The organism is Chitinophaga sp. 10T418 (genome assembly GCF_056394125.1).
Genome location: NZ_JBFTHG010000001.1, coordinates 895,830 through 920,565, shown reverse-complemented (window position 1 = coordinate 920,565; position 24,736 = coordinate 895,830). Strand labels below are relative to the sequence as shown.

The window sequence follows — 24,736 nt, the reverse complement described above, 5'->3', positions numbered from 1 at the left end:
AATTTTCAGAAGAAGAAAGAAAGATAGGGGTATACATCCTTCAGACGGATGCGCAGGTGTTTCAAAGCCTTGGTGAGATGAGCTTCTACCGTTTTCTCCGACAGTTGCATAGCGGCGGCAATTTCCTTATTACTGTATTGCTCCCTCCTGCTGTATAAAAATACCAGCCGGCATTTTTCCGGGAGTCGGGCTATTTCCATACCGAGTCTTTCCTGTAAACGGCAGTAGTCCAGGTGGTTCATATCCGGGTCTTCCACCAGTTGCTGCACTACCTCGGGATTATCAAGTGGCTGATCGGGCAATAAGCGGCTGATTTGCCGGAATACGGCGTAACGGGTGGCGGTAGCCAGGTAACCGGAGAGATGACGTATTTCCAGCGCATTTTTACGTACCCACAAACTGGCCAGCACTTCCTGTACTACATCTTCCGCGGCCGTACGTATACGTAAACGGTTATATGCGATGGCATATAATTTTTCCCAGTATCGATGAAATATTTCGGTATAAGCCGCTTCATCAGCCTGCTGTAGTCTTTGTAGTAGCGCTATGTCACTCAGTTCCTCCACGTGTTGTAATTGGTTGATATGCGGCGTTAGCTATAAAAATAGTGAAAAAGCACCATAATTTATAACGCATATACATCCGCTCTCCAGGGAATGTTTGCCTCCTGCCACCCCGAACCCTATCATCCGTGTATAACTATTTTTTGATGCTCTCTGTGAGAAGTCGTGATATTTAAATGCAAAACATTGGTCGCCGAAAAAAAGGGCCTGTCGTTTATCGCTTAGCATAAACAGATGATGGTGTATTGCTTGAAATGCAGCATAAAAATTTAATTGATCATTTTTATGAGAAAAAAATCAGGTATGCAAACTAAAAAATTTATAAAAAATTATTTTGCATGAATACAATTTACAACAATGTTTCCTGCAATTATTAATACAATCATTTTGATAGTAGCTGTAATAACATCCATTTTACCCTTATTACCAGCCATCAAAGAAACCATATCGTTTAGAAGCAGAAAATCCCCAAAACAGAAATTAAGAATTGAGAGTAAATCCGGAGTAACCATTGAATTGGAACTGCATAAACAAAACGATACAAAAAAACTGCTTCAAACCATGGATGTATTGTTAGGCAGGATATAATCCTACTATTTTGACAACATCAAATGGAAAGGAAAGAAATACAGTTAGAAAAAATCACTACGGTCGCCAGAAAAATCAGATCTATTCAATCTGAAGATTAAAAAAAATGCCCCAATGCAAATTCACTGAGGCATTCCATCATCTACAATCTTTCCCTGATCACTTTCACTGCCTGTCCTCTTTCCAGTTCATTGTGCTCCTGCCATTGATCCTGTTGCTGACTCACCAGCAAGCCGGTTTGCCAGGCGAGAAATTTCGCTTCCAGTCGTTCCAGGCATAACTGTTTATTCTGCAATTGTGAGCGACTATCCATGGCCAGCACCTGCAATCCACTGGGGCGGTGTATACCACGAACGGCGGTTTCCACTTTATTCACATGTTGTCCGCCGGGACCTGCCGCACGACAGGTTTCCAGCGTTACATCCTTAGGATTCCACTGCAATTGTTTTTTTACATCAAATACCGATACGCCCACAAACCAGTTTTTGCGTTTATGAAATTTGCGGTAGGGGCTTTGGGCGATCCATTGCACGGTGCCTTCCCATTCTTTCAGGAAGGTGGTAAGCTGACTACCTTTTGCCAGCAAGGTGGCAGAAAGCAGGGTACCGTTGATATCCCCTTTTATATTTTCCAATACCTGTATGCTGATATCTGTTGCCCTGGCCTGTTTGATGATGAGTTCCTGCACCCTGGCAACCACCCTGCAACATTCTGCAGGGCCGCGGCCGGAGGTGATCTGTATAATCATTTGTTCCATATACTTAATCTTTATTCATTCTTACAATAGCCGGCATAAAGCGGCCTTGTATGTCTACTAATTCCTGCTGTGCGCCAATCACCTGTTCGATGTCTTTATACGCCAGCGGATTTTCTTCCACGCTGCCACCAATCAGTGTTACGCCTGCACTGGCCAGCATTTTCTTTAAACCGGATACGGTCATATTTTCTTTGGCTCTTTTACGGCTCATGGCTCTGCCGGCGCCGTGGGAGGCGGAGTACAAAGCGTTGTCAACACCTTTACCCATTACCAGGTAAGCCGCTGTACACATGCTGCCGGGGATGATGCCCATTTCGCCTGCATGTGCCGGTGTAGCACCTTTACGATGAATGATCACCGACCGCCCATCTGCCAGGGTATCTTCCCAGGCAAAGTTGTGGTGGTTTTCTACTTTGGCGAGGGCCTGCAAGCCTAATGCTTTCGTCAGGTTGGCATGGATGCGGTCGTGACAGGCTTTGGCATAATCGCCCGCCAGGTTCATCGACACCCAGTATTCCTGTCCGGCTTCACTGTTCATATCCAGCCATGCCAGTTGCTGCGCAGAGCGCGGCAATTTGCAGGTGTCCATGGCAATGCGGGTATAGTGCTGTGCAATGTTGGCCCCCAGTCCACGACTACCGGAATGCGACAGCAGCGCCAGGTATTTCTTTGCCGGCAACTGCAAGGCATTATCTTCCTGAAGTTCTATTAATCCAAACTCCACGAAGTGGTTACCGCTACCGGAGGACCCCAACTGCCGCGCAGCTTTGGCCTGTAATTTTTTCAGCAGTTCGGTAGACTGAAACACCGGGCTATCCAATACGGCATGCTCCTGTGAAAACTCCAGCCCACCTTCCATACCAAAGTGCGTATATTCTTTCATCGCAACTTTTACCTGGTGAGAGAAGCGTTTTAAAAAGCTCTCTCCTTCATCCAGGATAGTGAGTGCCATGCGACAACCAATATCTACACCTACTGCAAATGGCAGCACCGCATTTTGTGTGGCCAGCACACCGCCAATTGGCAGTCCGTAACCGGTATGTGCATCCGGCATTAAAGCTCCCTGAACGGTGACCGGTAAAGACATCGCCAGTTCCATTTGTTGTTTGGCGGAACGCTCTATTTCTTTGGCGCCGTATACTTTCAGCTGTCCTGTTTTTTCCAGCAGTTCATACGACTGGAAATTACATTCCACCGGTTCGTCCATAAAAGTATCGGCAATTTTACCGAGAATATCATCTGCCCTGTATCTGGCAGGATCTTCTTTAATAGCCGTTAATAATTGTATGATATCCGGCTTGCTGTGATGCTTAAAATGCCGGGACATGATATTGATGACGAGGCTTCTGGCCCTGTCATTGGTATAACCTATTTTACTAAGTTCTTTTGTTTTTATGCTGCCCATAAAATGGAGATATATGATGTGTATTGCGACTTTTCAGTGCGCGAAACACCTGCACAAACAATGTTGTTTGCGTATAGATAAATTAAAAAAGATGTAAATTTTTTCCTGAAGGGAATTACCTCCCGCTGAGGCGACAGACAAGCAAACGGTAGGTATAACTTAGATGCATATACGATAATATCCGGCAGATAGGATCACGATATATACCGTGTGGTTATCACCATTGTTTGGTAATAATATCTGTGTATAGAAGACCGGGGATTATACAATGCTGTATACATCCATGTCTTTATAACTCCGGCTTATGCAAAAGAAAAAACACTGCGTTTGCCTGATCAGGCAAGGAGCGAAAGGGGCGATATGTGAGTACGTTCTGTCATGATTCCTTGTGATTTAAAAAATGAAGAATAAGGAATTCGGGTGCAAAGATATATTTATTTCTGAAATACCCAACACTCATTTTTTACCACTCTCATTTCCTCCTCTTTTTCAAGCGCAGATTTTAACATTTTCTGGCAGGATAAAAAAGGGTTTATAACCCTGCATGACGTAAATTTGTATACCCGTAATTATTAACCTCGGCAACCCGCTCCGGGCGGGCTATTTCAACAATAGTAAAACTTTTTCTCATGGACAAACAGCTCATCCGCAACGCTTACAAAGTGTACTGGCTGGAAAACGGCAAAGCACCTGTATCTGTTTATGCGCTCTGCAAAATTGTAGACATCACAGAAGCAGCCTTTTACGAACAATATAGTTCGCTGGAGGCGGTAGAAAAAGACATCTGGTTAGCTATTTTCCAACAAACGCAGGAACAACTGCAGGCAGATGACATTTACCAGCAATACAATGCACAGGAAAAGTTGCTGGCATTTTATTTTCTCTGGGTGCAGAAACTGAAAGAGGACCGCAGCTACCTGCTCCTGCAACGCAAACACTTCCGTTTACCTGACTTTTACCGTAATAAACTGGAAACATTCCGCCACGCTTTCAACAACTACGTAAGCGACCTGGTGAAAGAAGGTTACCAGTCCAGCGAAATCAAGGAAAGAAAATATATTTCAGACCAATATGTTCATGGCTTCTGGCTGCAGGCACTGTTTGTGCTCAAATACTGGCTGGATGACACCAGCAACCAGTTTGAAATGACAGATGCTGCCATTGAAAAAGCAGTGAACCTCAGTTTCCAGCTCATCAAATCCAATACACTGGATAGTTTGCTGGACTTCGGGAAATTTATTTTTACGCGGAAATAAGCACCATGAAAGAGCAATCCAATATACCCACCTCCAAGGTGGAAAGGGCAGGCAAATTCGTTACGACCGGACTTAAAGTAGGTACCAATTATATCAAACACTACACGCGCAAACTGATGGACCCTTCTACCACCAAAGAAGAGCTGCATCAAGATAACGCCGCTGATATTTATGATACCCTGAGCAACCTGAAAGGCAGCGCGCTGAAAGTAGCACAGATGCTGAGTATGGACAAAGGAATGCTCCCAAAAGCGTATACCGAAAAGTTCGCAATGTCGCAGTACAGCGCTCCCCCGCTCAGCGGTCCGCTGGTAGTAAATACTTTTGTAAAAACACTGGGAAAATCGCCTTCACAGCTATACGATACCTTTGAAATGCAGGCATCCAATGCCGCATCCATAGGCCAGGTACATAAAGCCACCAGGGAAGGGAAAACACTGGCGGTAAAAATTCAGTATCCCGGAGTAGCCAACAGCGTGAAATCAGATCTCCGTATCGTGAAGCCCTTCGCCATCCGCATAGTAGGTATGAACGAAGTGGATATGGATAAATACTTTGATGAAATAGAAAGTAAGCTGCTGGAAGAAACCGATTATAAGCTGGAACTCCGCCGCTCCATGGACCTTTCCCAGGCATGCGCGCATATTCCCAACCTGAAGTTCCCCGGCTATTACCCGGACATGTCATCCGATCGTATCATTACCATGGATTGGCTGGATGGTCAGCATCTGAAGGAATTTTTACTCACCAACCCTACCCAGGAAGTACGTGATAAAATAGGGCAGGCATTATGGGATTTCTACCAGTTCCAGGTACATAGTCTGAAGCAGGTACATGCAGATCCGCATCCCGGCAATTTTCTCATGCGCCCCGATGGCACGGTAGGCATTTTCGATTTTGGTTGTGTAAAAGAAATACCGGAAGATTTCTATGAAAACTACTTCCTGTTAGTGGATAAAGAAGTATTGAAAGATGAGAAACGCCGGCATGAGATCTATACCAACCTGGAAATGATCCATCCGACAGATACACCTAAAGAGGTGGAATTCTTCTCCGGCCTTTTCCAGCATATGATTGATCTGCTGACATTACCATTTACACTGGAAAACTTTGACTTTGGTAATGAGGCCTATTTCAACGAAATATATGCCTACATGGATGAGTTGTACAACATGAAGGAAATCCGCGATTCTAAAGTGGCCCGCGGCTCCCGGCATAGTCTTTATATTAACCGCACTTATTTCGGATTATACTCTATTCTCAGCGACCTGAAAGCGAATGTGATCACTGGTCAGGGTAGAATACACGACCTGATGAAAGGATAAAGCGTAAAGCATAAAGCAAAAAGCTATTGAAGCGAATGATCAATGCGGATATTAATCCTTCCGATCTGATCATTCGCTTCAATAGCTTTTTGCTTTATGCTTTACGCTTTATGCTTTCTCAAAATGTTTTCTTCTTTTCCAGCTCCGGCAACGCCGCATCTATACGCTTACACAATTCCGGTAATTTTATCGTGGGCACCGCAGGAAACAGGTGATGCTCCAGGTGATAAAACATGCTGAAAGTAATCGTGTTCTTCCATCCGGTACGTTGCGTTCTGGCAATCGTATCATGATCACAATCATGGTGCACACTCCATACCGCAAAAAATGCCATCATCAGCTCCCCGATAATCATCATCGCAATATGGTACATCAGGAAATACACCTGGAAGTAAAACACCAGCCCCATAAATACAGCAATGGCGCCCAATTCCAGTAACATATTCCGGCGATAGTTCTTATTACCCAGTTGCCACGTAACCCGGTGTATCAGCCACATATGCTTAGGTCCGTAAAAAATGGCACCCAGCGCGCTCATACCGGCCGACTTACCTTCGTAATCTTCTTCCGACAAACAATATTTATGATGGCGGATGTGATTAAACTTCACCGCATGAATAGAGGCCATCATTAAAATACTGTTGGAAAATAAGGTAAACCAGGTCAGTTGCTTATTGGTGCCAAGCGACTGGTGAAACCCATTATGTACCTGTCGCAATGCAGTTAAGAAAAAGATGGCCGAAAACGGCAACGCCAGCAAATAATGCCCATAATACGCTAATACCCAGGAGCCTAGTGCCCAGGGAATAGAAATATTGTTTTCGATGAGCATTTCCCGGACAGACAGGCGGGTTAAGTCTTTCCAGGCAATTTGACGGGTAATATCAGCGGTAGCCATATACCAGAATTTAGGGAAAATGAGGTAATCAGGAATTCGGATACAAAATTAAATCATTATTGAATACCATTATCTGTTGGTCGTATAATTATAAAGGTTGGTCGCAACCTTTTGCAGCACAATTGTATAAATCCCTAATTTGCCGGCATGAAAGAAGAATGGTACCATCAAAAATGGGCGATAATAGCCAGGCATGTACTTGCATGGCTGATATTTTTCTCATTACCCTACCTGCTGCATCCTACCAATGATAACTGGGAACGGGCACACCTGAACGACAAGCAGGCATGGACCTACTATCAATACTTTACTTACCTGAATCTCATCATTTTCTTTTACCTGAATGCCTGGGTATTTATTCCGAAGATGGTATATAAAAAACGCTTTTTTGAATACACGCTGTATATCCTGGGTGTCTTCGTTTTTATGTTTGTTGTCAGGTACCTGTTTGAGAACTTCTTCCTGACATCGCATACTCTGGATATAAAACCTGTCATCCTCTTCACCGTTTTCACCGTTTTCTTTGTGTTATGCGCCAGTACGGCCTTTCAGATGATGGTGGATAAAATGCAACAGGAAAGGAAAAGCAGCGCCAGGGAAAATGAAAACCTGAAAACGGAGTTATCCCTGCTACGTTCCCAGGTGAGTCCCCATTTCATGTTTAACGTGTTGAATAACATGGTATCCCTGGCCCGCAAAAAATCGGATGTATTGGAGCCTTCCCTGATCAAGCTGTCCTCGCTGATGCGCTACATGCTCTATGAAGCAGATGAGGATAAGGTCCCCTTGCAAAAGGAAACGGAATACCTCCAAAGCTATATAGACCTGCAACAGCAGCGGTTTGGCAAAAATGTAGCTATCCAGGTATCGCTGGAGGCGGCCGACAGCACCTATGAGATAGAACCCATGTTGCTCATCCCCTTTGTGGAAAATGCATTTAAACATGGTACCGGCCTGATTTCCAATGCCAGCATAGATATCAGTTTATATACGCGTCCCGGTATGTTGTTTTTTTCCGTACGCAACAAATTCAACGAAGCATCTTCAGAAATAAAAGATAAAACCAGCGGTATTGGCCTGGCCAATGTAAAAAGGCGTTTGAATTTATTATATGGAGATAATTATGTTTTGCACATTGAGAAAAAAGATGACTGGTTTATAGTATCCTTGCAGTTAAATCTCCACTGATGATGAAGTGTATTGCCATAGATGATGAACCGCTCGCGCTGGACCTGCTGGAAGACAATATCAGCAAAGTTCCTTACCTGCAGCTCACCGGCAAATGCAATAACGCCTTTGAAGCCATGGAAATACTGCGGCATCAGCAGGTAGACCTGATTTTCCTGGACATCCAGATGCCCGGGCTGACCGGCTTACAGTTCCTGGAATCGCTTCCTAATAAACCCATTGTGATACTGATTACAGCCTATGAGAAATATGCTCTGGAAGGCTTTAACCTGTCAGTTACCGACTACCTGGTGAAACCCGTTTCCCTGGAGCGTTTTATCAAAGCCTGTAATAAAGCACAGGAGCTTTTCCAGCTCAAAACCGGTGGTAAAAGTGCCAAAGAACAGGCCGACTTCTTTTTCGTTAACGTAGACTACAGTTTGCTCAAAGTGGTATTTGCAGACATTATATGGATTGAAGGACTGAAAGATTATATCAAAATACATCTCAAAAGCACCCATAAACCCGTTATTACCCGCATGAGTATAAAAGGTATGGAAGAGCAGCTCCATGCCACAAAATTCATCCGTATCCATAAATCCTATATTGTGTCGGTGGCGGCCATTTCTTCCATCCGGAAAAACAGTATTTTCCTGGATGAACTGGAACTCCCCGTGGGAGACACTTACAGGGATGCTGTATATGCCATTGCCGGCAAAATTTAGCCGGTATCCCCTCCATTTCGTAGCTATATTTCCCCCGCTCATCTCATTTCATTTATATAATCCATTATGGCGATATACTTTTGCACCATCTGAATTTATAATAAAATGCAAAAGATTTATTTGTTTATCACCCTGTTTTTGCTTTCAATGAGTGCCTGGGCGCAAGCTCCGGGCGGAGCTGCTGGCAGAATGCCGATGGGCATGAGTGGGCATGTTTATGGAAAAGTTATCGACCCCGATGGAAAACCTGTTAACTATGCCTCCGTTATCGTGCTGCAAAACCGTATGGACACCGCGACCAAAAAAATGAAGGAAAAACTGCTGAAAGGCGCCCTCACCAAAGGTAATGGTGAATTCAGCCTGGAAGACCTACCTGCCAGAGGCCCCCTGAAGCTGAGAATCACCGCTACGGGCTACAAAACGGTAGAGCAGGCAGTTAGCTTTCCTCCCTTTGAAAAAGACCTCGGCAACATTAAACTGGCCGTTAGTACCACCCAGCTACAAGGCGTAACCGTAGCCGGTACTAAACCACTGATGCAGATGGATATCGATAAAAAGGTATTTAATGTGGAAAAAAACATCGTGAGCGCAGGCGGTACTGCCCTCGATGTCATGAAAAATGTACCGTCTGTAAATGTGGATATCGATGGTAATGTGACCCTGCGTAACAGCGCACCACAACTTTATATCGATGGCCGCCCTACCACCCTGACCCTGGAACAGATTCCGGCAGACGCCATCGAAAATGTGGAAGTAATTACCAACCCTTCCGCCAAATACGATGCCTCCGGTGGTAGCGCCGGTATCCTGAATATTGTACTGAAAAAGAACCGTAAAACCGGATACAACGGTAACCTCCGCGCCGGTGTGGATAAACGCGGCGCCCTGAATGGTGGCGGCGACTTTAACCTGCGCCAGGACAAGGTAAATATTACCGCCAGCGTAATGGGTAACCAGATGAAAGGACGCACTACGGGTACTACTGAGCGTAATAACTTCGCCGATGTACCTCCTACCATGATAAACCAGTATAACAGCAACAAAACCAATGGAGGCTTCCTTTTTGGTAAGCTGGGCATGGACTGGTTCGTGACCAACCGCACCACCCTCTCTATTGCCGGTATCAAAGTACACGGTGAGATGAACCCTACCGAAAGAATTGATATCAACAGCGATACCCTCGGTAAAACCGGTTCCATCCCAGGCTTCAGTCAGCGTAACTCTTCTTCCCACAACAAGTTCAACGCAAACGGGCTGGTACTGGGCATGAAACACCTGTTCCCTAAAGAAGGAGAAGAACTGACGGCCGACTTCAACTATTTTGGTGGTAAAAGTAATAACAACTCCGACTACAGAACGGATCGCTATAGCAATAACAAAATTACCAGCAGCGATATCCAGCAAATCCTGGGCGGAGGGTCTGTGAGCTTCATGACACTGCAAACAGATTATGTAAAACCATTTTCCGGCAAACTGAAACTGGAAACAGGCTTGAGAGCCTCTATCCGTACTACGAAGAGTAAATTCGACAACTCCATGTTCGACCCGGCAACCGGTAAATACGTACTGATTCCCGCGGCATCCAATAATTACAAAAACAGCGATAACGTGTATGCGGCATATGCCAGCGTATCCAACAGTATCCGTAATTTTGGTTATAAGGTAGGTCTGCGTGCGGAAAGCTCCAACTACACCGGCGATCTGCTGAACAACGGTCAGCATTTCAGTAATAACTACCCGATCAGCTTATTCCCATCCGTATTTTTAAGCCAGAAGCTGAAACACGACCAGGAACTGCAGTTGAGCTATACACGCCGGATTAACCGTCCCAACTTCTTCCAGCTGATACCATTCACGGATTCTACTGATAAGCTGAATATCACCAAAGGTAATCCAGGCCTGGTACCGGAGTTCACCACTTCATTGGAAATGTCGTACCTGAAAACGTTCAAGGGCAACAATACTTTACTGGGATCTCTCTACTACAGACATACCAACAACCTGATTACCCGCTACCTGACGAAAGAAACCGATCCGGTAAGCGGACAGGAGTTGCTGGTAAACACGTATATCAATGCTAATTCCAGCTACTCTGCCGGTGCGGAAGTTACGTCCATGAATACCATCGCTAAATGGTGGACCATGACGACCAACGTGAATATTTACAATTCGAAGATCAACACCGATAATGTTACCCAGTCGCAGGATGCGCTCTGGAGCTGGTTTGGAAAGATCAATAACAGCTTTAAGCTGCCGGCAAATTTTGAAATACAGCTGACCGGTACTTACCAGTCTAAAACCAATCTGCCGGTAAATGATAATAAAAACGTACAGGCGGGTCCTCCTATGCAGCAGTCACAGAATGCTTCACAGGGTTATATTGCTTCTTTCTATGGTGTAGACGCTGCCATTAAAAAGAGCTTCCTGAAAAACAATGCAGCATCCATTACTTTAAGTATCAATGACATTTTCAGAACCCGCTGGTCCGATCAGTATTCTGAAAGTGCTTATTTCACACAATATTACAGTCGCTTAAAAGATCCCCAGATGATCCGCCTGAACTTTGCTTACAGATTTGGTAAAATAGACGCCAGTTTGTTTAAGAGAAAGAATATGGGCGCAGGCATGCAGGGAATGCAGGAAGTGATTCAATAAGAAGTTGTCTTCAAGTTTAAAGCGCCGGAATGCGAAGGGGGTACACCTAAGCGTTCCGGCCTTTTTCATCCGGATATAACGCCTGTACCCAATCGCTCTGCCACACCTGCTTCGTATCTATATTCATGGCAGAAAGCTTCCCCATATAGGCAGCCCCGGTGTCCACATTATACACATTACAGGCTTTCATAGGCATACTTTCTTCATAAATCAGTGTAGGTGTATGTCCGATATAAATTTCATGAAACTGGAGTAGCTTCTTCGGATATAATTCAGGATGCAATATCACCCGCTCATCCATGGTAAGGGCCATTTCCCACAGCGATCTGTCTTTATACATGGCGGAACTAAAAGGAACTGTACCAGGTGTAACCGAAAATCCGGAATGGATAAATAACCGGTTCTTATCATCCACATGGAAATCTCTCATGTTAGAAAAGAAGGTGATGTGCTGTGCTTTTTCTGTAGCAGATAAGGAATGATAGCTGGCGATGGTGGCCAGATGCCCGTTTTTTAAGCTTTTATAATCGGGTATGGTTCCTTTGAGCCAGGATTCACACCACTCATCGTGATTTCCTTTAATGAAAATACAGGCATGTTCCAGTTCCAACGCCATCAGGTAAGTGATCACGGCGGCGGAGTCAGACCAGCCATTCACATAATCTCCTAAAAAAATCAATTGGTCATTTTCCTGCAATGCCAGTTGTGCCATCACCTGCTGCAGGGCTCTCAATCCCCCATGGATATCACCAATAACGTAGGTTGCAGACATMTTTTTAGTAGGTTTACCGGATAGAAAACAACGATATTACTGGTGAAATTGTTTTAAAATATCGTCTACTCTTTTCTTCGCCTCTTCAAAACTGATTCCATTTTCCTGATCCAGTGTCAACGGGTGATGCCCTTCTATTACTTTAATAACAGGTATCATGCCCATTTCGCTTTCATAGGCCATTGTCTTAATGTTAAGCGTACGGTCATATCCGGGAACGATGGTTTGCAGCCATCCAAAGTAGGGGTCGTTAAGGATTCGCTGCGGGTCTTCCCACATTTCATCTCTTTTGTAGAAGTTTGCTTCGCTGATGCTGGTCCATACATCGAAAAGCAGATCTTCTTTGTAATCATTGATGGGGATGGTGATACGGCCACGGTGAAAAAAATGGGTATCGTCTATTGCACAAAGACTTTCCGTCATCTTTATTCTATTTTCCCGTTCTTCGGGAGGAATAGAAAAATAGTAATCCGGAAATTCGCCGCCAAAGCAAAAAGGCATTTCATCATATTCCTGTCCGCAACAGGCGCATTTGTAAGTAAAGTCTTTCATCTTAAATGGTTACTTCAATCTCAGAGGTTCCGGCCTTTTTCATTTGGATACAGGGTATACACCATATCACTCTGCCACACTTCCTTTGTATCAATGTTCATGGCAGATATTTTTCCCATAAAGGCTGCGCCGGTATCTACATTATGTACGTTGGCGGCAATCATGGGCATATCTTCTCCGTAATTTACACTGGGAGTATGACCGATATAAACCTCGTTGAAAAGGGCTAATCTTTTGGGATATCGCAGCGAGTCTTTGGGAATACGCGGGTCTACGGCGAGTGCCAGTTCCCAGAAACTTCTGTCCCAGTAAAGCGATGGCTCAAATCTTTCATGCGCGGGCCCGTGGGTAGACGTAAATCCTGCATGAATAAATAAACGGTTTTTATCATCTGTATAATACAGCAGCATCCGTTCCAGGAAGGCGGTATGACAACGTAAACCAGCCTCCGATAATTTGTTGAAGCTTTCTACGGTAGCTTGTCCTCCATTCCTCAGCCAGGAGGCATCCGGCATGATACCATGCAGCCAGGATTCGCACCAGGCGTCATGATTTCCTTTAATAAAAATGCAGCGGTACTTTTGCTCCAGTTCCATCAGATAGCTGAGTACTTCAGCAGACTCAGACCAGCCATCCACATAATCTCCTAAAAAAATCAATGTATCCTCTTCTGTTGGTGCGATCCGCGCTATCAGCTGTTTCAGGGCTTTCAGCGCACCGTGTATGTCACCTATAACGTAGGTTGCGGGCATGTTCTAATTTATTTGTACATAATATCCGTCCTCAGCACATATTTCACACCGGCGGTCAGCAATGCACCTTCATGCCGCAGCGGGTGATGAAAAATCAGGGCGGTACCTGTTTCCGGGCGAATAATTTCTCCGGAAGCAAAAATGGTTTCCCCGCCGGTATAGGCTTCGTTCAGATAGATCATAAAAGTATACTGGCTGGCTTCAAAAGGATTCCGCTCAAAGCTGCCGTCCTTGTGCATTTTAAAGCGTTGTCCCGGGCTGTATTTATAAAACCGGAACAATTCGTTCAAACCAACCGCGCTTCGGTTATCTGTCCCTTCCGGGGCAAAATCCTTCAGCCGTTCCCAGATAAAGGTAGCATAAGCATCGTCCTTATACAATACCCGCTCATTATTTCGTACACCTTTTATCATGCGTTGCACGCCATTACCCACGTCTACAGTGGCTTCCTCGTATCCTATGGCTTCACTTTTTTCTATGAGGGCAGTGCATTCTGCCAGGGAAAGAAAATTCTTCACAGTGAAGATGCCGGGAGTATATACTTGCTTTTCCATAAAAATTATGATTCTGTGGGAACATTAATTTGGAAATTATTCTTCTTTAATTGCTTGTTGAACTTATACAGTTCGGGATGCCTGTTCTTCAGGCCTTCCCGTTTCATGCCGGTGTTGATGATATATTCTGCATCTAAAATTTTTCTGCGGAAATTGCGCCGGTCGATCGTGGTTTGCAGGATACATTCATATAGTTCATGCAGCTCAGTGATGGTGAACAGGTCATCCAACAATTCAAAGCCAACCGGGTAGTAGAGTATCTTTGATTTCAGGCGTTGCAGGGCCTGACGAAAAATCTGTTTATGATCAAAGCCCAGTGTGGGCAGCTTTCTTACGTTAAACCATTTTACATCATTGGCCATGCTGCCGGCTACTACCTGGAATTTAGCCGGGTTAATAAGTGCATAATATCCCACTGCAATCACACGTCCTCTTGGATCTCTGTCGGGTGCATCAAAAGAATACAGCTGCTCCAGGAATACTTCATCCATGCCCAGCTTTGTTTGCAGAATACGTGAGCAGGTGCTGAGGAAGGTTTCTTCCATTTGCAGAAAGCCGCCGGGTAAAGTCCAGCAATCTTTAAATGGTTCCTCCTTACGGTTTAACAGCAATACAGACAGGGTATTGTCGTGGTACCCAAATACCACCAGGTCCACCGCCAGGGAGGGGTTTTTATACTCGTGAAAGGCCTTCATGGTTTGTTTGCGTCAATTTAACGTGAAGTAACTAATTTTTCAGGAGATAGCCTAAAAAATATTGCAACCGGTAACATGAAATGTGGCAGGAGCACATTTAGAAATATGAGGATAGTTCGGGAGGGGTTTAACAATGGCAAACGCGAGTGTATGGGCATTTAGAGCATATTGAAAAACGATATTCCCCCCGTTTTCAACCTGATCCATTACTAATATAAAACGAAGGAGCAGTGGTAGCAGAAAAACAAAAAGGCGGTGCTTGCGCACCGCCTTTTTTATTTGGACCCGGGATAGGATTATTCCAGTCATCTCATAACCTACAACTGTTACACTGTTAAAGTAACAAGTCGCAAAGATACATGTCGAAACGCATATAAAGTAGACCGCTATCCCTAAGGTTACCAATATTTCATGGCTGATGGGCCAAAGTCACGATATCTTTTACTTCCAGCACCTTCTTTGGAAAGCCGTACCTGGTAACGTTTATCATGGCCAGCCCCAGCTCCGCCAGGGTAGATACACCCTGCGGAAAAACCCGTCTTAATACCGGGTATAACCAACTCATATATTTATAATAGGACTGCGTATACTGTAGTCCTTTTGTAGGCTGCATATAGCCAGGGCGGAACATATAAGCGGCCTTAAAAGGCAGGCGCTGTAAATCGTTCTCCGTTCGTTTCTTGATCTTTGCCCACGTACTTTTACCGTCAGTTCCTGCTCCAGACACATAACAAAAAACCATATCCGAATTCATGGTGGCCAATGTATTCGCCACTTCCATGGTCAGATCATAGGTAGCATGTTCGTATGCATCAGCTTTCATTCCTACTGAAGACACTCCCAGGCAGAAATAACACGCGTTATACCCATGCAACTTCGCGGCCACCGGCAGCATATCAAAGAAGTTGTTATGAATAATTTCCTTCAGCTTAGGATGCTTCACCCCACAAGGTTTCCGGTTAATCACCAACACTTCCTTTACTTCCGGATGCTGTAAACACTCATGCAATACACCTTCTCCCACCATTCCGGTACTACCTGTAATAATGGCTTTTATGTCCATAGGAATTTTTTGTTACAGCTGTTAGCAATTAGCTGCCAGCTTTGAGTTTGGCCATTTGTTGATAAATAAAATAATGGGGCATTTATGCAGGAATACCCGGGCCGGTTTCCCTTTCCCAGAAACGATGTTGCGCAATGGCTTTGATAAAATCCTTGCTGCTTGCATTTATCAGCAGTCCAGGTTCTTTTTTACCATCAGGCAGATAAGTCTCTCTAAGCACATCTATGCCTTCCCCACTTACTGCAATTGCCTTACAATGTTTAAATGCTTCGTTGACGAAATGCAGGGCAGTGGCATCATTTTTCAGGGTGGCTGCACTGGCGGCTCCACCAGGAATATACACGGCATCGAATAATACGGAAGCTGCCCCCAGGAAAGACTGATCTGCCTCTCCGTCTATCCCCTTTATTTTTCCCAACCGGGGCGCTATCAGTTGTACCTGGGCGCCTGCTGCCAGCAGGTCAGCTTTCATTTTATTCACATCTGCCCCGGAGGCACCATCGGCCACCAGGAAAGCCACCTGCCTCGACACAATTGTATTCTTTACCGTATTGGCCATACTCAGCGCAGGCGAAGCAGCGATCTGCTGCTTTACAGTACGGGGTTCATATTTCTTTACATCTGCATCCGCGGGCCGCACCTGGTTCATAGGCAGCTCCGGTTTGGCAGGTACTTTTATGCCCAGTCCTTCCGCTACACGGGCAGCGAGTGAAGTATCCACCTGTGTTAATAATCCTATCATCCGAACGCGTATATCCGGCCGCGTTACCTTGCCCAGTTCAAAACGCAGCGCATTGATGATATGATTTTTTTCTACCTCAGACTGACTATTGTAAAACAAGGTAGCCTGGCTGAAGTGGTCAAAGAAACTATCACTGCGGCCTCTAATCTTCTTTGCATCTATTCTTTCTTCATAAGCAGTAAAACCACCCTCCTTTGCCTTTGCCTGGAAAGGGCAACCATTGCTGATGGTGTTGGGCTCGTAGGCCGTTTCTCCGCGATTGATAGTCTGTCGCATATGCCCGTCCCGTTGATTATTATGTACCGGTGAAACAGGCCTGTTAATGGGAATCTCATGAAAATTAGGACTACCTAAACGCGACAACTGTGTATCTGTATAAGAAAATAACCGGCCCTGTAACAACGGATCGTTGGTAAAATCAATACCCGGCACCAGGTGTCCCGGGTGAAAAGCTACCTGCTCGGTTTCTGCGAAGAAGTTATCCGGGTTGCGGTTCAGCACCATTTTACCAATGCGTATTACCGGCACCACTTCCTCCGGAATTAATTTAGTTGGATCCAGTAAATCGAATGGAAATTTATGCTCATCTTTTTCTGCCACAATCTGTATACCCAGCTCCCACTCCGGATAAGCACCCGCTTCAATAGCGTTCCACAAATCACGGCGGTGAAAATCAGGATCTTTTCCTGATATCTGCTGTGCTTCTTCCCAGGCAACGGAATGTACACCTAGTATAGGTTTCCAATGAAATTTCACGAAACTGGATTTACCGGCCGCATTGATAAAACGAAAAGTATGTACACCAAAACCTTCCATCATCCGCAGACTACGGGGAATAGCGCGGTCGCTCATTACCCACATAATCATATGCATGCTTTCCGGTGCAATAGACACAAAATCCCAGAAGGTATCATGTGCAGAAGCTGCCTGTGGTATTTCATTGTGTGGCTCCGGCTTTACGGCATGCACAAAATCAGGAAACTTCATAGCATCCTGTATAAAAAACACCGGCACATTATTACCTACTAAATCATAATTCCCTTCGTCTGTATAAAACTTTACTGCAAAGCCACGCACATCACGCGCCAGGTCACTGGATCCACGGGAACCAGCTACGGTAGAAAAGCGAACAAACACAGGCGTTTGTTTGCCGGGGTCCTGCAGAAAACCTGCTTTGGTATATTTCGCCATGGATTCATATACCTGGAAATAACCATGTGCACCCTCTCCACGGGCATGCACAATTCTTTCCGGTATACGTTCATGGTCAAAGTGGGTAATTTTCTCCCTTAAAATAAAATCTTCCAGTAAGGTAGCGCCCCGTTCTCCCGCTTTGAGCGAGTTCTGGTTATCATTAATACGAAGCCCCTGGTTAGTAGTCAGAAACTGGTCAACACCCTCTTCTGTATGAGGAGCAAGGTTTTCTATTTTCTTACTGAGTTTTCCGGTGGTAGTAATACTTTTTTTCTTTGCCATGGTTCGCGTGATTTAGTGATGAGGTAACCTCCATCAAATCACACAAACCATACCATGGCCGTCATCCATGATCAGAAGGCATTATCATCTCCTTTCACGGTATTCCGGATCGTTAAAAATATAATGCGCAGATCCAGGTATACCGACCAGTTTTCCATATACCAGATATCGTGTTCTATTCTTCTACGCAGGTGTGATTCTTCTGTGATTTCCCCGCGCAACCCGCTAACCTGCGCCCAGCCAGTGATACCGGGTTTCAGAAAATGACGGATCATATACTGCTGAATTACCCGGGAAAACTCTTCCGTGTGGCGCAACATATGAGGCCGTGGACCTACAATCGACATATCTCCCATCCACACGTTCAGGAACTGTGGCATTTCATCGAGATTGGTTTTACGCAGAATACGACCAATCCTGGTAAAGCGGCTATCATGACGGGTAGCCTGTTTGGAGTTGGCGTCATTGTTTACATACATACTCCGCAGTTTCAGACAGGGAAAATTCATATTATTACGACCTGTACGATACTGTATAAAAAACACCGGCCCCCTGGATTCCAGTTTAATCAGCAATGCCAGCAAAGGGATCAGCCAGGTTAATATAAACAGGATCACCAGGCTGCTGAATACAATATCAAATACCCGCTTACGGATCCGGTTGGCAATATCATCCAGCGGCTCTGCACGCAAAGAAATAATAGGAATATTGTTGAAGTAATCCACAAAGATCTGCCGGTTCACAAACAGTTTGAAGTCCGGTACAAACCGGAAATGGATCAGGTTCATTTCTGCCTCCCTGGCTAATGTATACAGGTAAGGAAATTTTTCCGGCGACAACGTAGAATAGATCTCGCGGATATTGTTCGATTGTGCATAAGGTACACATGCTTCCAGGTTGCCGATCACCGGGTAATACGACAACTCATGCACATTGCTGTATTCTTCAAAATAACCCTCAAATTTCAGGTTGCTGTTATCTTCGAGTAGTTGACCCGCCAATTGTTTGGACAGCTCGTTATAGCCCAGTATCACTACTTTTTTTTCCACACCTGTACGATGCAGAATATGACTGGTTACCCGGTAAAAAAGCCAGCGTCCTAATAATACCATCGTAATAAAACCGGTACAGTAAATAAGAATAAACAGGCGGGAGTACAATTGCTTGGATAGAAATAAAAACAATAATAATAACAACAGATACAGCAGAATGCTTTGCACCGTTTTCCGCGCAATACGGTCAAATGCCAGTTGCTGGCTGAGAAAATAAATGCCAGTTGTATACAGTGCCACCATCCAGGATAGATTAGACACTACCAGGAAAATATCCACATTAATATCCTGCATGCGATCATATCGCTGCAACCAGGAGCTGCTGAGGAAAAACAACACATTCAAACAAATAAAGTCCAGCGCAATTAACTGGATACTGCAAATTTTAAGATACCGGTTCAGCATAAAAAAGAATATGGTTGTTCTATAAAATCGCTACGCCACCTGTTCTTTAAAGCGCGTCATCACTCCTGAAACAGAAAGATGCGCTGCTGCATAGGCGCGTGCATTTGTGGCAATGTCGGCAGTGTTATCCCACACCGCCCTGCCAATACCCGATTGCAGGGCTTCCTGGTTTTCCGCATCTACCAGTATGCCCATATTATGACGGCTCACCAGCTCATGCAAACCCGTGCCACTGTTAGCGGTAATCAGGGCAATACCACCTACCGCCAGTATAGTGGTTAGTTTGGAAGGCATCACCAGGTCGCTGGCATGCGCCTTTTGTATGACCAGGTGCACATCTGCCATGTTCAGAAAATTATTAAACTCCGCCGCCGGTTGAAGCGGCAGGAATACAGTATTCTTTAGTTGTAACTGTTCCGCTAATTGCTCCAGCCGTACCTTATAAGGCCCGGAGCCACAGATCAGAAAACGCATCTCCGGCTGATGCTGCCAGGCGGCCGCTGCATGCAACAATGCTTCCAGTCCCTGCTTTTCGCCGATAGCACCGGAATACAACACAATTTTATCTGCAGCAGAAAAACCAAAAGCTTCTTTCAACGCGCCCTTATCTGTTAGTGGATGGAACTTAGCTACATCTACCCAGTTAGGAAAAAGCAATACCTCTCCTCCCGTCTTATCACTTATCTTCCGGATCATCCCGTCCGCTATGCTGCTTACATGATCAGCGCTGCGCAGAATCGTCCTCTCCAGTTTCAACAGCCACCCAATCAGCCGTTTTGACTTGATCATCTGTAAATCCCGTGCAGCCTCAATTTGCAGGTCCTGCACATGATACACAAATGTAGCCCCCCGCAGTTTTTTGTACAGCACCGCCAGCAGGCCCAGGTGAAATGGCGGCGCTACAGTAATCACTACATCAAACTTCTTCTGCCACACCAACTGCATTACTTTTACAAAAGCAGCAGCGGCAAAAGATGCATCCTGCAACATTCTCTTCTTCCCGGATGGCGTAGCCGGCACATACTGCGGACATCTGTATATTGTTATCTTTCCTGTCACTTCTTTTTTAAACCAGTTCCTGACACGGTCATAAGGTGGCTGCACCTGCCATTGCGGGTAATAAGGATAGGTAGTAACTACCGTGCAGTCGTATCCGTTATCTGCCAGCCAGCTGATCATTTCACCATTATACTTTCCTATTCCCGTTGGCTCCGGTGAAAAGTTGCCGCCTATCAGTAATATTCGTTTACCCATATACGTTATTTTAAGTATTACTTCTTCCAGCTCCATAGCAAACCCAGCATACACCCTGTGTTATTAGTCAGATCCCCATGATCTAATGCCACCGAGAAAGTGAGCGTAATACCCTTTTCCGGCAACCGGTAATGCAGTTCTTCCAGTGTATACCATTGCCGTTTCATAGGCGTAAAAAGCGCTGGGTTGGTATACGTCCCATAATTTTGCGTGTAGGTGATCAATGTTTTGCCTGTTATTTTCTTTGTGAGATGATAAAGCAAACCGATATGTCCGCCCACTACGCGGTTATTGATAATGTTTCCTCCCCGCCCCCGGAGTGAGTCTTTTGGCGCATCCCAGTTCAGTGGCTTCATCTCCGGAAAATACTGCTGTCCCCTGTTGCGGTCAATAAACAAAGGCGTGCCTACAATACGTTCATGATAATCCCATCCTGTCAGGTATACCCCGTTGTTATAATAGCTTTCACGCAAACGCAGCAAAAAGAAATCATTGGATTGTTTGGTATAAATAAATTCCGCGGTGATTTTCTCCAGCCAGCTGCCGGCTTGTTTATTGGTATACGCAATGCCCAATAGGCGGTCAATGTTGCGGATATCAATACCCTGCCCTGATTCAAATGGGGTTTGATTATACAGGTGCAATGCCAGCTGATCATTTTCCCAGTCAATACCACCTTCTATAATACCCCGGTGATCGCCGGGTCTGTTGGGTTGTATATCTGTATTGCCCACTGTACCATCATCTTTCGTTTTTACCAGCAGCACATCCATAAATCCTTGCCAGTTATTCGTAATAGCAGGTAAGTCCTTCCGGCTGCCACCCCACACCGCATAGTGTTGTATACCACCATATAATTTGAGTTTGTTTTTTCCTATCCGGAGATAGAAATTCTTTTCATGCAGATAAGCATTTTTAATAAACTGGTCTTTCCCCATCCAGCCGTGGCTCAGCAAGCCTTTAAACTGCAGCCAGCCATTGGTGAATGGTACCGGGGTGTACTCCGTTACCGCTATCCCGATTTTAGGAATGGGCAGCGCATTACCACTGATCCCCATAGAGCCGCTGCTCAAATCTTTATCTACTTCTCCTATAATTTCTTCGTACCTGCCACCGCGAATCTCCCAATGTTTATACCCCGCCTTCACATATCCCTGTTCCAGGAAAGTACTGTTGAAATGATTGTTGTTATACACATCCAACCCATACTTTACATAAAATTTATCCTGCCATACCTGCTGCTTGCTGAAGCCTGCATGGATAGAGACATCTCCTTTCCTATCACTGATAGTACCATAGTGATTGGACAACAGCCATAACGGCTGATAATCTTTAGCAGCAGCTGTGCCAACGGCGCCTGCATGCACTTCCAGTGAATCAGTCAACCAATGCTGTGCTGCGGCGGGCACACATATGCATCCTAACAGCAGCATGAAACAGATCCTTTTCATATGGCCGTCACATTTAAAACCTTCACGGAAGGAGATACCATCTCCCGTTTGCGCACCGCTACCGCAGGATTACCGGAATAAATCAACCACGGCTCCAGGTCTTTCGATGCCACGGCATTTACGGTAAGTACCGCATGCGCCCCACAGGTAACGCCAGCACAAACCACTGCCATAGCCCCAATCCATACACCTGATTCCACGTGGATTTCTCCCAGCCGGTAAGGAAAATCCGGCTGTTTATAATCGTGATTACCTGTCAGTAACAGCGCACCCTGCGAAATACATACATGGTCATCAATGGTAACATCTGCCAGGTTATCTATCCATACATCTTCTCCCAGCCAGCAGTGATCCCCTATTGATAAGCGCCACGGGCACTTTATCCGCACCCTTGTTTTAATAACCAAACCTTTGCCTATGCGTGCACCAAATAAGCGCAGTAGTCCACGTTTCAACGCAAATGGCCATGGAAATGCGCTGTTCAGAATATAGTAATTACAAAAGTACCAGGCCAGCACCTTCCATTTAGGTCCGGCGTAATAGCTACCCGTATTAAAAGCGGCGAGATTGGTTTTCATATAATATCAGATATGAATGTTATAATCCTGTTTTAGCAATGCCATGATATCTTCCCGGCTTTCATTACCCTGCAACTTCTGCTGAAACTCCTGTACATTAACGTCTACGAGTAAACGATACCAATACCCCTGCATAAAGTGAAAAAGAAATCCCTTATATCCATCCAGGAAACCATAGCGCAATACATACCGGAAAAGAAAATACAGCGAGGCGCGCGCGCCGGGCGACAAGGCCGCATATACTTTTTCTTTCAGGAACCGCTTCCGCTTTGCCTGTGAGCCCTCCGCCTTCAATAACCGCTGATCTGTTTGCCAGAAGCCATACCGGATATTCAGCAAATCCACCATTTCCCGGATCGCATAGTTATTATGCTTATTCACCCACCAGTGAATGGAGTTCAGGTTATCATCCACGATATGTTCTTTAAACAACATCGTGGTCCCTTCCGACAACACAATATGTTCATCCATCCAACGCTGTTCAATGCTGCCGAGTCCATTGCGCCAGATCCTCAGCAGGGTATGCGGATAAAAACCACCGTACCGGATCCATTTGCCTTTAAACAACACCTTTCTACGTATATAGATCCCCGTTATTCCATCAGCAACACTGTCCATCCGGGTGTTTATTTCCTGCAGCAATCCCGGCTCCAGGTACTCATCTGCATCCATACGCATTACCCAGGGCGTGGTAATACCACAATGCTCCAGCGCCCATTGGAACTGATCCGCATAATTGACCCATTTGCGTTGAAAAACCTTTGCCCCATAGCTTTCGGCAATAGCCACTGTATCATCAGCAGAAAATGCATCTATCACATATATCTCATCTGTGATCTGCCGGAGATTTTCCAGGCAGCGCGACAGATGTATCGATTCGTTGAAAGTCAGTATAACTACAGCCAGTTTCATCTAATTACATTTTTCATATAGTTCCACATAAGAAGATGCCAGCCTGGCATCATTAAAATCATCCCGGATCTGCGCGGGCGCTTCCCGGGTGATCTGTTGTCGCCGGGCTTTATCTTTATACGCCGCTGTGAGCTGATCGCTGATCCCATCCACGCTTTCTATGCCCGTAATCCATCCCAGACCATGTTCACTGACATAGCCCGCCAGCCCTACCTGGTCGCTGATCAGTACCGGCGTACCTACAAACAATGATTCTATCACCACAATGGCAAAATTTTCATTGCGTGAGGTGAGCGCAAAAAGGTCGGTGGCAGCGAGGAAATGAAATTTATCCTCACTGCCTTTCCAACCTGCCCATTCGACGCTATCATCCATATCCAGCGAAGCAATTAATTCTTTTAAAGACTGCACATAAGCCGCATCACCTGTACCCGCAATCAGCAACCTATATTTAAACGATACCCTGGAAAGCGCACGGATCAACAGGTCCAGCCCCTTTTTCGGGTCTACCCGGGAGAGAAAGCTAATCGTAAAAACATCATTGTCGGTACGGGTATAACCGCCTGCAGGCAGATCAACCAGGTTAAACACCTGTCCGCCTTCCCAGCCCTTATTAATCTCCTGGCACTCTTTCCATTCCAGTTCAGAAGAAACGTGCAGATAGGTACTGCGCAATAATCGTTTACCCATGACCGTATGCAACAGTTGTTTAATACGGTTATTCCTCGCAGTAAGCACATAATCGCAGAACATACCATGTGGCGACAACAGCGGTTTCAGCTTTTTCCATTTACAGATAAAAGAAGCCCCCAGCACCAGGAAATTCCACCATGAGTGAATATGTACTTTATCAAACTGTTTGGCATTCCTCCAAACCGCCTTCCATAAGGCAGGCGACGCATGTGTATGGTCGCCGGTGATGCGTTTAAAATAGGTCACCTTTACGCCATCAATCATCGCAGTCGTATTAGCGGCGATATCCAACTCCTGCCCACCATTGGCAGTGGTGGTATATACTGCCACCGCATGTCCCATCTGCACCAGTTGCTCCGCTAACCGCGCTATCACCACAATGGGGCCACCGTATACATAAGCGGGCTTATAAGAAGGAACAATAAAAAGTATATTCATATTCCGAT

General features: G+C 45.3%; 22 protein-coding genes. 5 read left to right on the top strand and 17 right to left on the bottom strand.

From position 1 onward, the window contains the following. Positions 1-5 precede the first annotated feature (5 nt). The 3 genes from AC1DCV_RS03890 to AC1DCV_RS03880 form a co-directional block, all read right to left on the bottom strand. The gene (locus tag AC1DCV_RS03890) at positions 6-566 is read right to left on the bottom strand and encodes a sigma-70 family RNA polymerase sigma factor (protein WP_477021924.1); all 561 of its coding nucleotides are present in this window, start codon (positions 564-566) and stop codon (positions 6-8) included. A gap of 727 nt (positions 567-1,293) precedes the next feature. Further along, the gene (prfH, locus tag AC1DCV_RS03885; protein WP_441572119.1) at positions 1,294-1,908 is read right to left on the bottom strand and encodes a peptide chain release factor H; all 615 of its coding nucleotides are present in this window, start codon (positions 1,906-1,908) and stop codon (positions 1,294-1,296) included. Positions 1,909-1,912: 4 nt separating this feature from the next. After that, on the bottom strand, positions 1,913-3,313 hold the full coding sequence (locus AC1DCV_RS03880; protein WP_477021923.1) for an RtcB family protein: 1,401 nt from the start codon (positions 3,311-3,313) through the stop codon (positions 1,913-1,915). Positions 3,314-3,942: 629 nt separating this feature from the next. On the opposite strand from AC1DCV_RS03880, the gene AC1DCV_RS03875 reads away from it, so the two are divergent. Then, the gene (locus AC1DCV_RS03875; RefSeq protein ID WP_477021922.1) at positions 3,943-4,569 is read left to right on the top strand and encodes a TetR/AcrR family transcriptional regulator; all 627 of its coding nucleotides are present in this window, start codon (positions 3,943-3,945) and stop codon (positions 4,567-4,569) included. Positions 4,570-4,574: 5 nt separating this feature from the next. After that, positions 4,575-5,894 carry an ABC1 kinase family protein gene (locus tag AC1DCV_RS03870; RefSeq protein WP_477021921.1) on the top strand — a complete coding sequence of 440 codons (1,320 nt, stop codon included), beginning with the start codon at positions 4,575-4,577 and terminating at the stop codon, positions 5,892-5,894. A gap of 118 nt (positions 5,895-6,012) precedes the next feature. Here the strand turns inward: AC1DCV_RS03870 and AC1DCV_RS03865 are convergent, their stop codons facing one another. Continuing rightward, positions 6,013-6,792 carry a fatty acid desaturase gene (locus AC1DCV_RS03865; protein WP_477021920.1) on the bottom strand — a complete coding sequence of 260 codons (780 nt, stop codon included), beginning with the start codon at positions 6,790-6,792 and terminating at the stop codon, positions 6,013-6,015. Positions 6,793-6,939: 147 nt separating this feature from the next. Between AC1DCV_RS03865 and AC1DCV_RS03860 the strand changes: the two genes are divergently transcribed. From AC1DCV_RS03860 to AC1DCV_RS03850, 3 genes are all read left to right on the top strand, one after another. Continuing rightward, entirely contained in the window at positions 6,940-7,980 is a 1,041-nt protein-coding gene (locus AC1DCV_RS03860) for a sensor histidine kinase (protein ID WP_477021919.1), read from the top strand. Further along, complete coding sequence (locus AC1DCV_RS03855) at positions 7,980-8,684, top strand: LytR/AlgR family response regulator transcription factor (protein ID WP_477021918.1); 705 nt, start codon at positions 7,980-7,982, stop codon at positions 8,682-8,684. The genes AC1DCV_RS03860 and AC1DCV_RS03855 overlap by 1 nt, the downstream gene beginning before the upstream one ends. A gap of 105 nt (positions 8,685-8,789) precedes the next feature. Then, a complete protein-coding gene (locus AC1DCV_RS03850; protein ID WP_477021917.1) occupies positions 8,790-11,339 on the top strand; it encodes a TonB-dependent receptor in 2,550 nt (849 codons plus the stop codon). A gap of 46 nt (positions 11,340-11,385) precedes the next feature. On the opposite strand, the gene AC1DCV_RS03845 is transcribed toward AC1DCV_RS03850, so the two are convergent. From AC1DCV_RS03845 to AC1DCV_RS03785, 13 genes are all read right to left on the bottom strand, one after another. Continuing rightward, positions 11,386-12,111 carry a metallophosphoesterase family protein gene (locus AC1DCV_RS03845; protein WP_477021916.1) on the bottom strand — a complete coding sequence of 242 codons (726 nt, stop codon included), beginning with the start codon at positions 12,109-12,111 and terminating at the stop codon, positions 11,386-11,388. A 36-nt stretch (positions 12,112-12,147) separates the two neighbouring features. Then, positions 12,148-12,663, bottom strand: a complete 516-nt coding sequence (locus AC1DCV_RS03840; RefSeq protein ID WP_477021915.1) for a DUF2199 domain-containing protein — start codon at positions 12,661-12,663, stop codon at positions 12,148-12,150. Between the two features lie 20 nt (positions 12,664-12,683). Continuing rightward, entirely contained in the window at positions 12,684-13,415 is a 732-nt protein-coding gene (locus tag AC1DCV_RS03835; RefSeq protein ID WP_477021914.1) for a metallophosphoesterase family protein, read from the bottom strand. 8 nt (positions 13,416-13,423) lie between these two features. Further along, positions 13,424-13,969 (bottom strand): 2OG-Fe(II) oxygenase, encoded by a 546-nt coding sequence (locus tag AC1DCV_RS03830; RefSeq protein ID WP_477021913.1) that lies wholly within the window; start codon positions 13,967-13,969, stop codon positions 13,424-13,426. 5 nt (positions 13,970-13,974) lie between these two features. Further along, on the bottom strand, positions 13,975-14,664 hold the full coding sequence (locus AC1DCV_RS03825; protein ID WP_477021912.1) for an NUDIX hydrolase: 690 nt from the start codon (positions 14,662-14,664) through the stop codon (positions 13,975-13,977). A gap of 409 nt (positions 14,665-15,073) precedes the next feature. Continuing rightward, a complete protein-coding gene (locus AC1DCV_RS03820; RefSeq protein ID WP_477021911.1) occupies positions 15,074-15,727 on the bottom strand; it encodes an NAD-dependent epimerase/dehydratase family protein in 654 nt (217 codons plus the stop codon). An 82-nt stretch (positions 15,728-15,809) separates the two neighbouring features. Continuing rightward, entirely contained in the window at positions 15,810-17,945 is a 2,136-nt protein-coding gene (locus tag AC1DCV_RS03815; protein ID WP_477021910.1) for a catalase, read from the bottom strand. Positions 17,946-18,016: 71 nt separating this feature from the next. Next, complete coding sequence (locus AC1DCV_RS03810) at positions 18,017-19,402, bottom strand: undecaprenyl-phosphate glucose phosphotransferase (protein ID WP_477021909.1); 1,386 nt, start codon at positions 19,400-19,402, stop codon at positions 18,017-18,019. A 30-nt stretch (positions 19,403-19,432) separates the two neighbouring features. After that, entirely contained in the window at positions 19,433-20,656 is a 1,224-nt protein-coding gene (locus AC1DCV_RS03805; protein ID WP_477021908.1) for a WcaI family glycosyltransferase, read from the bottom strand. A gap of 17 nt (positions 20,657-20,673) precedes the next feature. After that, entirely contained in the window at positions 20,674-22,107 is a 1,434-nt protein-coding gene (locus AC1DCV_RS03800; protein WP_477021907.1) for a capsule assembly Wzi family protein, read from the bottom strand. Then, complete coding sequence (locus AC1DCV_RS03795) at positions 22,104-22,685, bottom strand: WcaF family extracellular polysaccharide biosynthesis acetyltransferase (RefSeq protein WP_477021906.1); 582 nt, start codon at positions 22,683-22,685, stop codon at positions 22,104-22,106. The genes AC1DCV_RS03800 and AC1DCV_RS03795 overlap by 4 nt, the downstream gene beginning before the upstream one ends. A gap of 6 nt (positions 22,686-22,691) precedes the next feature. Beyond that, complete coding sequence (locus tag AC1DCV_RS03790; RefSeq protein ID WP_477021905.1) at positions 22,692-23,597, bottom strand: glycosyltransferase family 2 protein; 906 nt, start codon at positions 23,595-23,597, stop codon at positions 22,692-22,694. After that, complete coding sequence (locus AC1DCV_RS03785; RefSeq protein WP_477021904.1) at positions 23,598-24,728, bottom strand: XrtY-associated glycosyltransferase XYAG1; 1,131 nt, start codon at positions 24,726-24,728, stop codon at positions 23,598-23,600. Positions 24,729-24,736 lie beyond the last annotated feature (8 nt).

Bases quoted from the DNA above. Each gene is read 5' to 3' on its own strand.
- prfH (WP_441572119.1), bottom strand. From the start codon at position 1,908: ATGGAACAAATGATTATACAGATCACCTCCGGCCGCGGCCCTGCAGAA.
- AC1DCV_RS03880 (WP_477021923.1), bottom strand. From the start codon at position 3,313: ATGGGCAGCATAAAAACAAAAGAACTTAGTAAAATAGGTTATACCAAT.
- AC1DCV_RS03875 (WP_477021922.1), top strand. From the start codon at position 3,943: ATGGACAAACAGCTCATCCGCAACGCTTACAAAGTGTACTGGCTGGAA.
- AC1DCV_RS03870 (WP_477021921.1), top strand. From the start codon at position 4,575: ATGAAAGAGCAATCCAATATACCCACCTCCAAGGTGGAAAGGGCAGGC.
- AC1DCV_RS03865 (WP_477021920.1), bottom strand. From the start codon at position 6,792: ATGGCTACCGCTGATATTACCCGTCAAATTGCCTGGAAAGACTTAACC.
- AC1DCV_RS03860 (WP_477021919.1), top strand. From the start codon at position 6,940: ATGAAAGAAGAATGGTACCATCAAAAATGGGCGATAATAGCCAGGCAT.
- AC1DCV_RS03855 (WP_477021918.1), top strand. From the start codon at position 7,980: ATGATGAAGTGTATTGCCATAGATGATGAACCGCTCGCGCTGGACCTG.
- AC1DCV_RS03850 (WP_477021917.1), top strand. From the start codon at position 8,790: ATGCAAAAGATTTATTTGTTTATCACCCTGTTTTTGCTTTCAATGAGT.
- AC1DCV_RS03845 (WP_477021916.1), bottom strand. From the start codon at position 12,111: ATGTCTGCAACCTACGTTATTGGTGATATCCATGGGGGATTGAGAGCC.
- AC1DCV_RS03840 (WP_477021915.1), bottom strand. From the start codon at position 12,663: ATGAAAGACTTTACTTACAAATGCGCCTGTTGCGGACAGGAATATGAT.
- AC1DCV_RS03835 (WP_477021914.1), bottom strand. From the start codon at position 13,415: ATGCCCGCAACCTACGTTATAGGTGACATACACGGTGCGCTGAAAGCC.
- AC1DCV_RS03830 (WP_477021913.1), bottom strand. From the start codon at position 13,969: ATGGAAAAGCAAGTATATACTCCCGGCATCTTCACTGTGAAGAATTTT.
- AC1DCV_RS03825 (WP_477021912.1), bottom strand. From the start codon at position 14,664: ATGAAGGCCTTTCACGAGTATAAAAACCCCTCCCTGGCGGTGGACCTG.
- AC1DCV_RS03820 (WP_477021911.1), bottom strand. From the start codon at position 15,727: ATGGACATAAAAGCCATTATTACAGGTAGTACCGGAATGGTGGGAGAA.
- AC1DCV_RS03815 (WP_477021910.1), bottom strand. From the start codon at position 17,945: ATGGCAAAGAAAAAAAGTATTACTACCACCGGAAAACTCAGTAAGAAA.
- AC1DCV_RS03810 (WP_477021909.1), bottom strand. From the start codon at position 19,402: ATGCTGAACCGGTATCTTAAAATTTGCAGTATCCAGTTAATTGCGCTG.
- AC1DCV_RS03805 (WP_477021908.1), bottom strand. From the start codon at position 20,656: ATGGGTAAACGAATATTACTGATAGGCGGCAACTTTTCACCGGAGCCA.
- AC1DCV_RS03800 (WP_477021907.1), bottom strand. From the start codon at position 22,107: ATGAAAAGGATCTGTTTCATGCTGCTGTTAGGATGCATATGTGTGCCC.
- AC1DCV_RS03795 (WP_477021906.1), bottom strand. From the start codon at position 22,685: ATGAAAACCAATCTCGCCGCTTTTAATACGGGTAGCTATTACGCCGGA.
- AC1DCV_RS03790 (WP_477021905.1), bottom strand. From the start codon at position 23,597: ATGAAACTGGCTGTAGTTATACTGACTTTCAACGAATCGATACATCTG.
- AC1DCV_RS03785 (WP_477021904.1), bottom strand. From the start codon at position 24,728: ATGAATATACTTTTTATTGTTCCTTCTTATAAGCCCGCTTATGTATAC.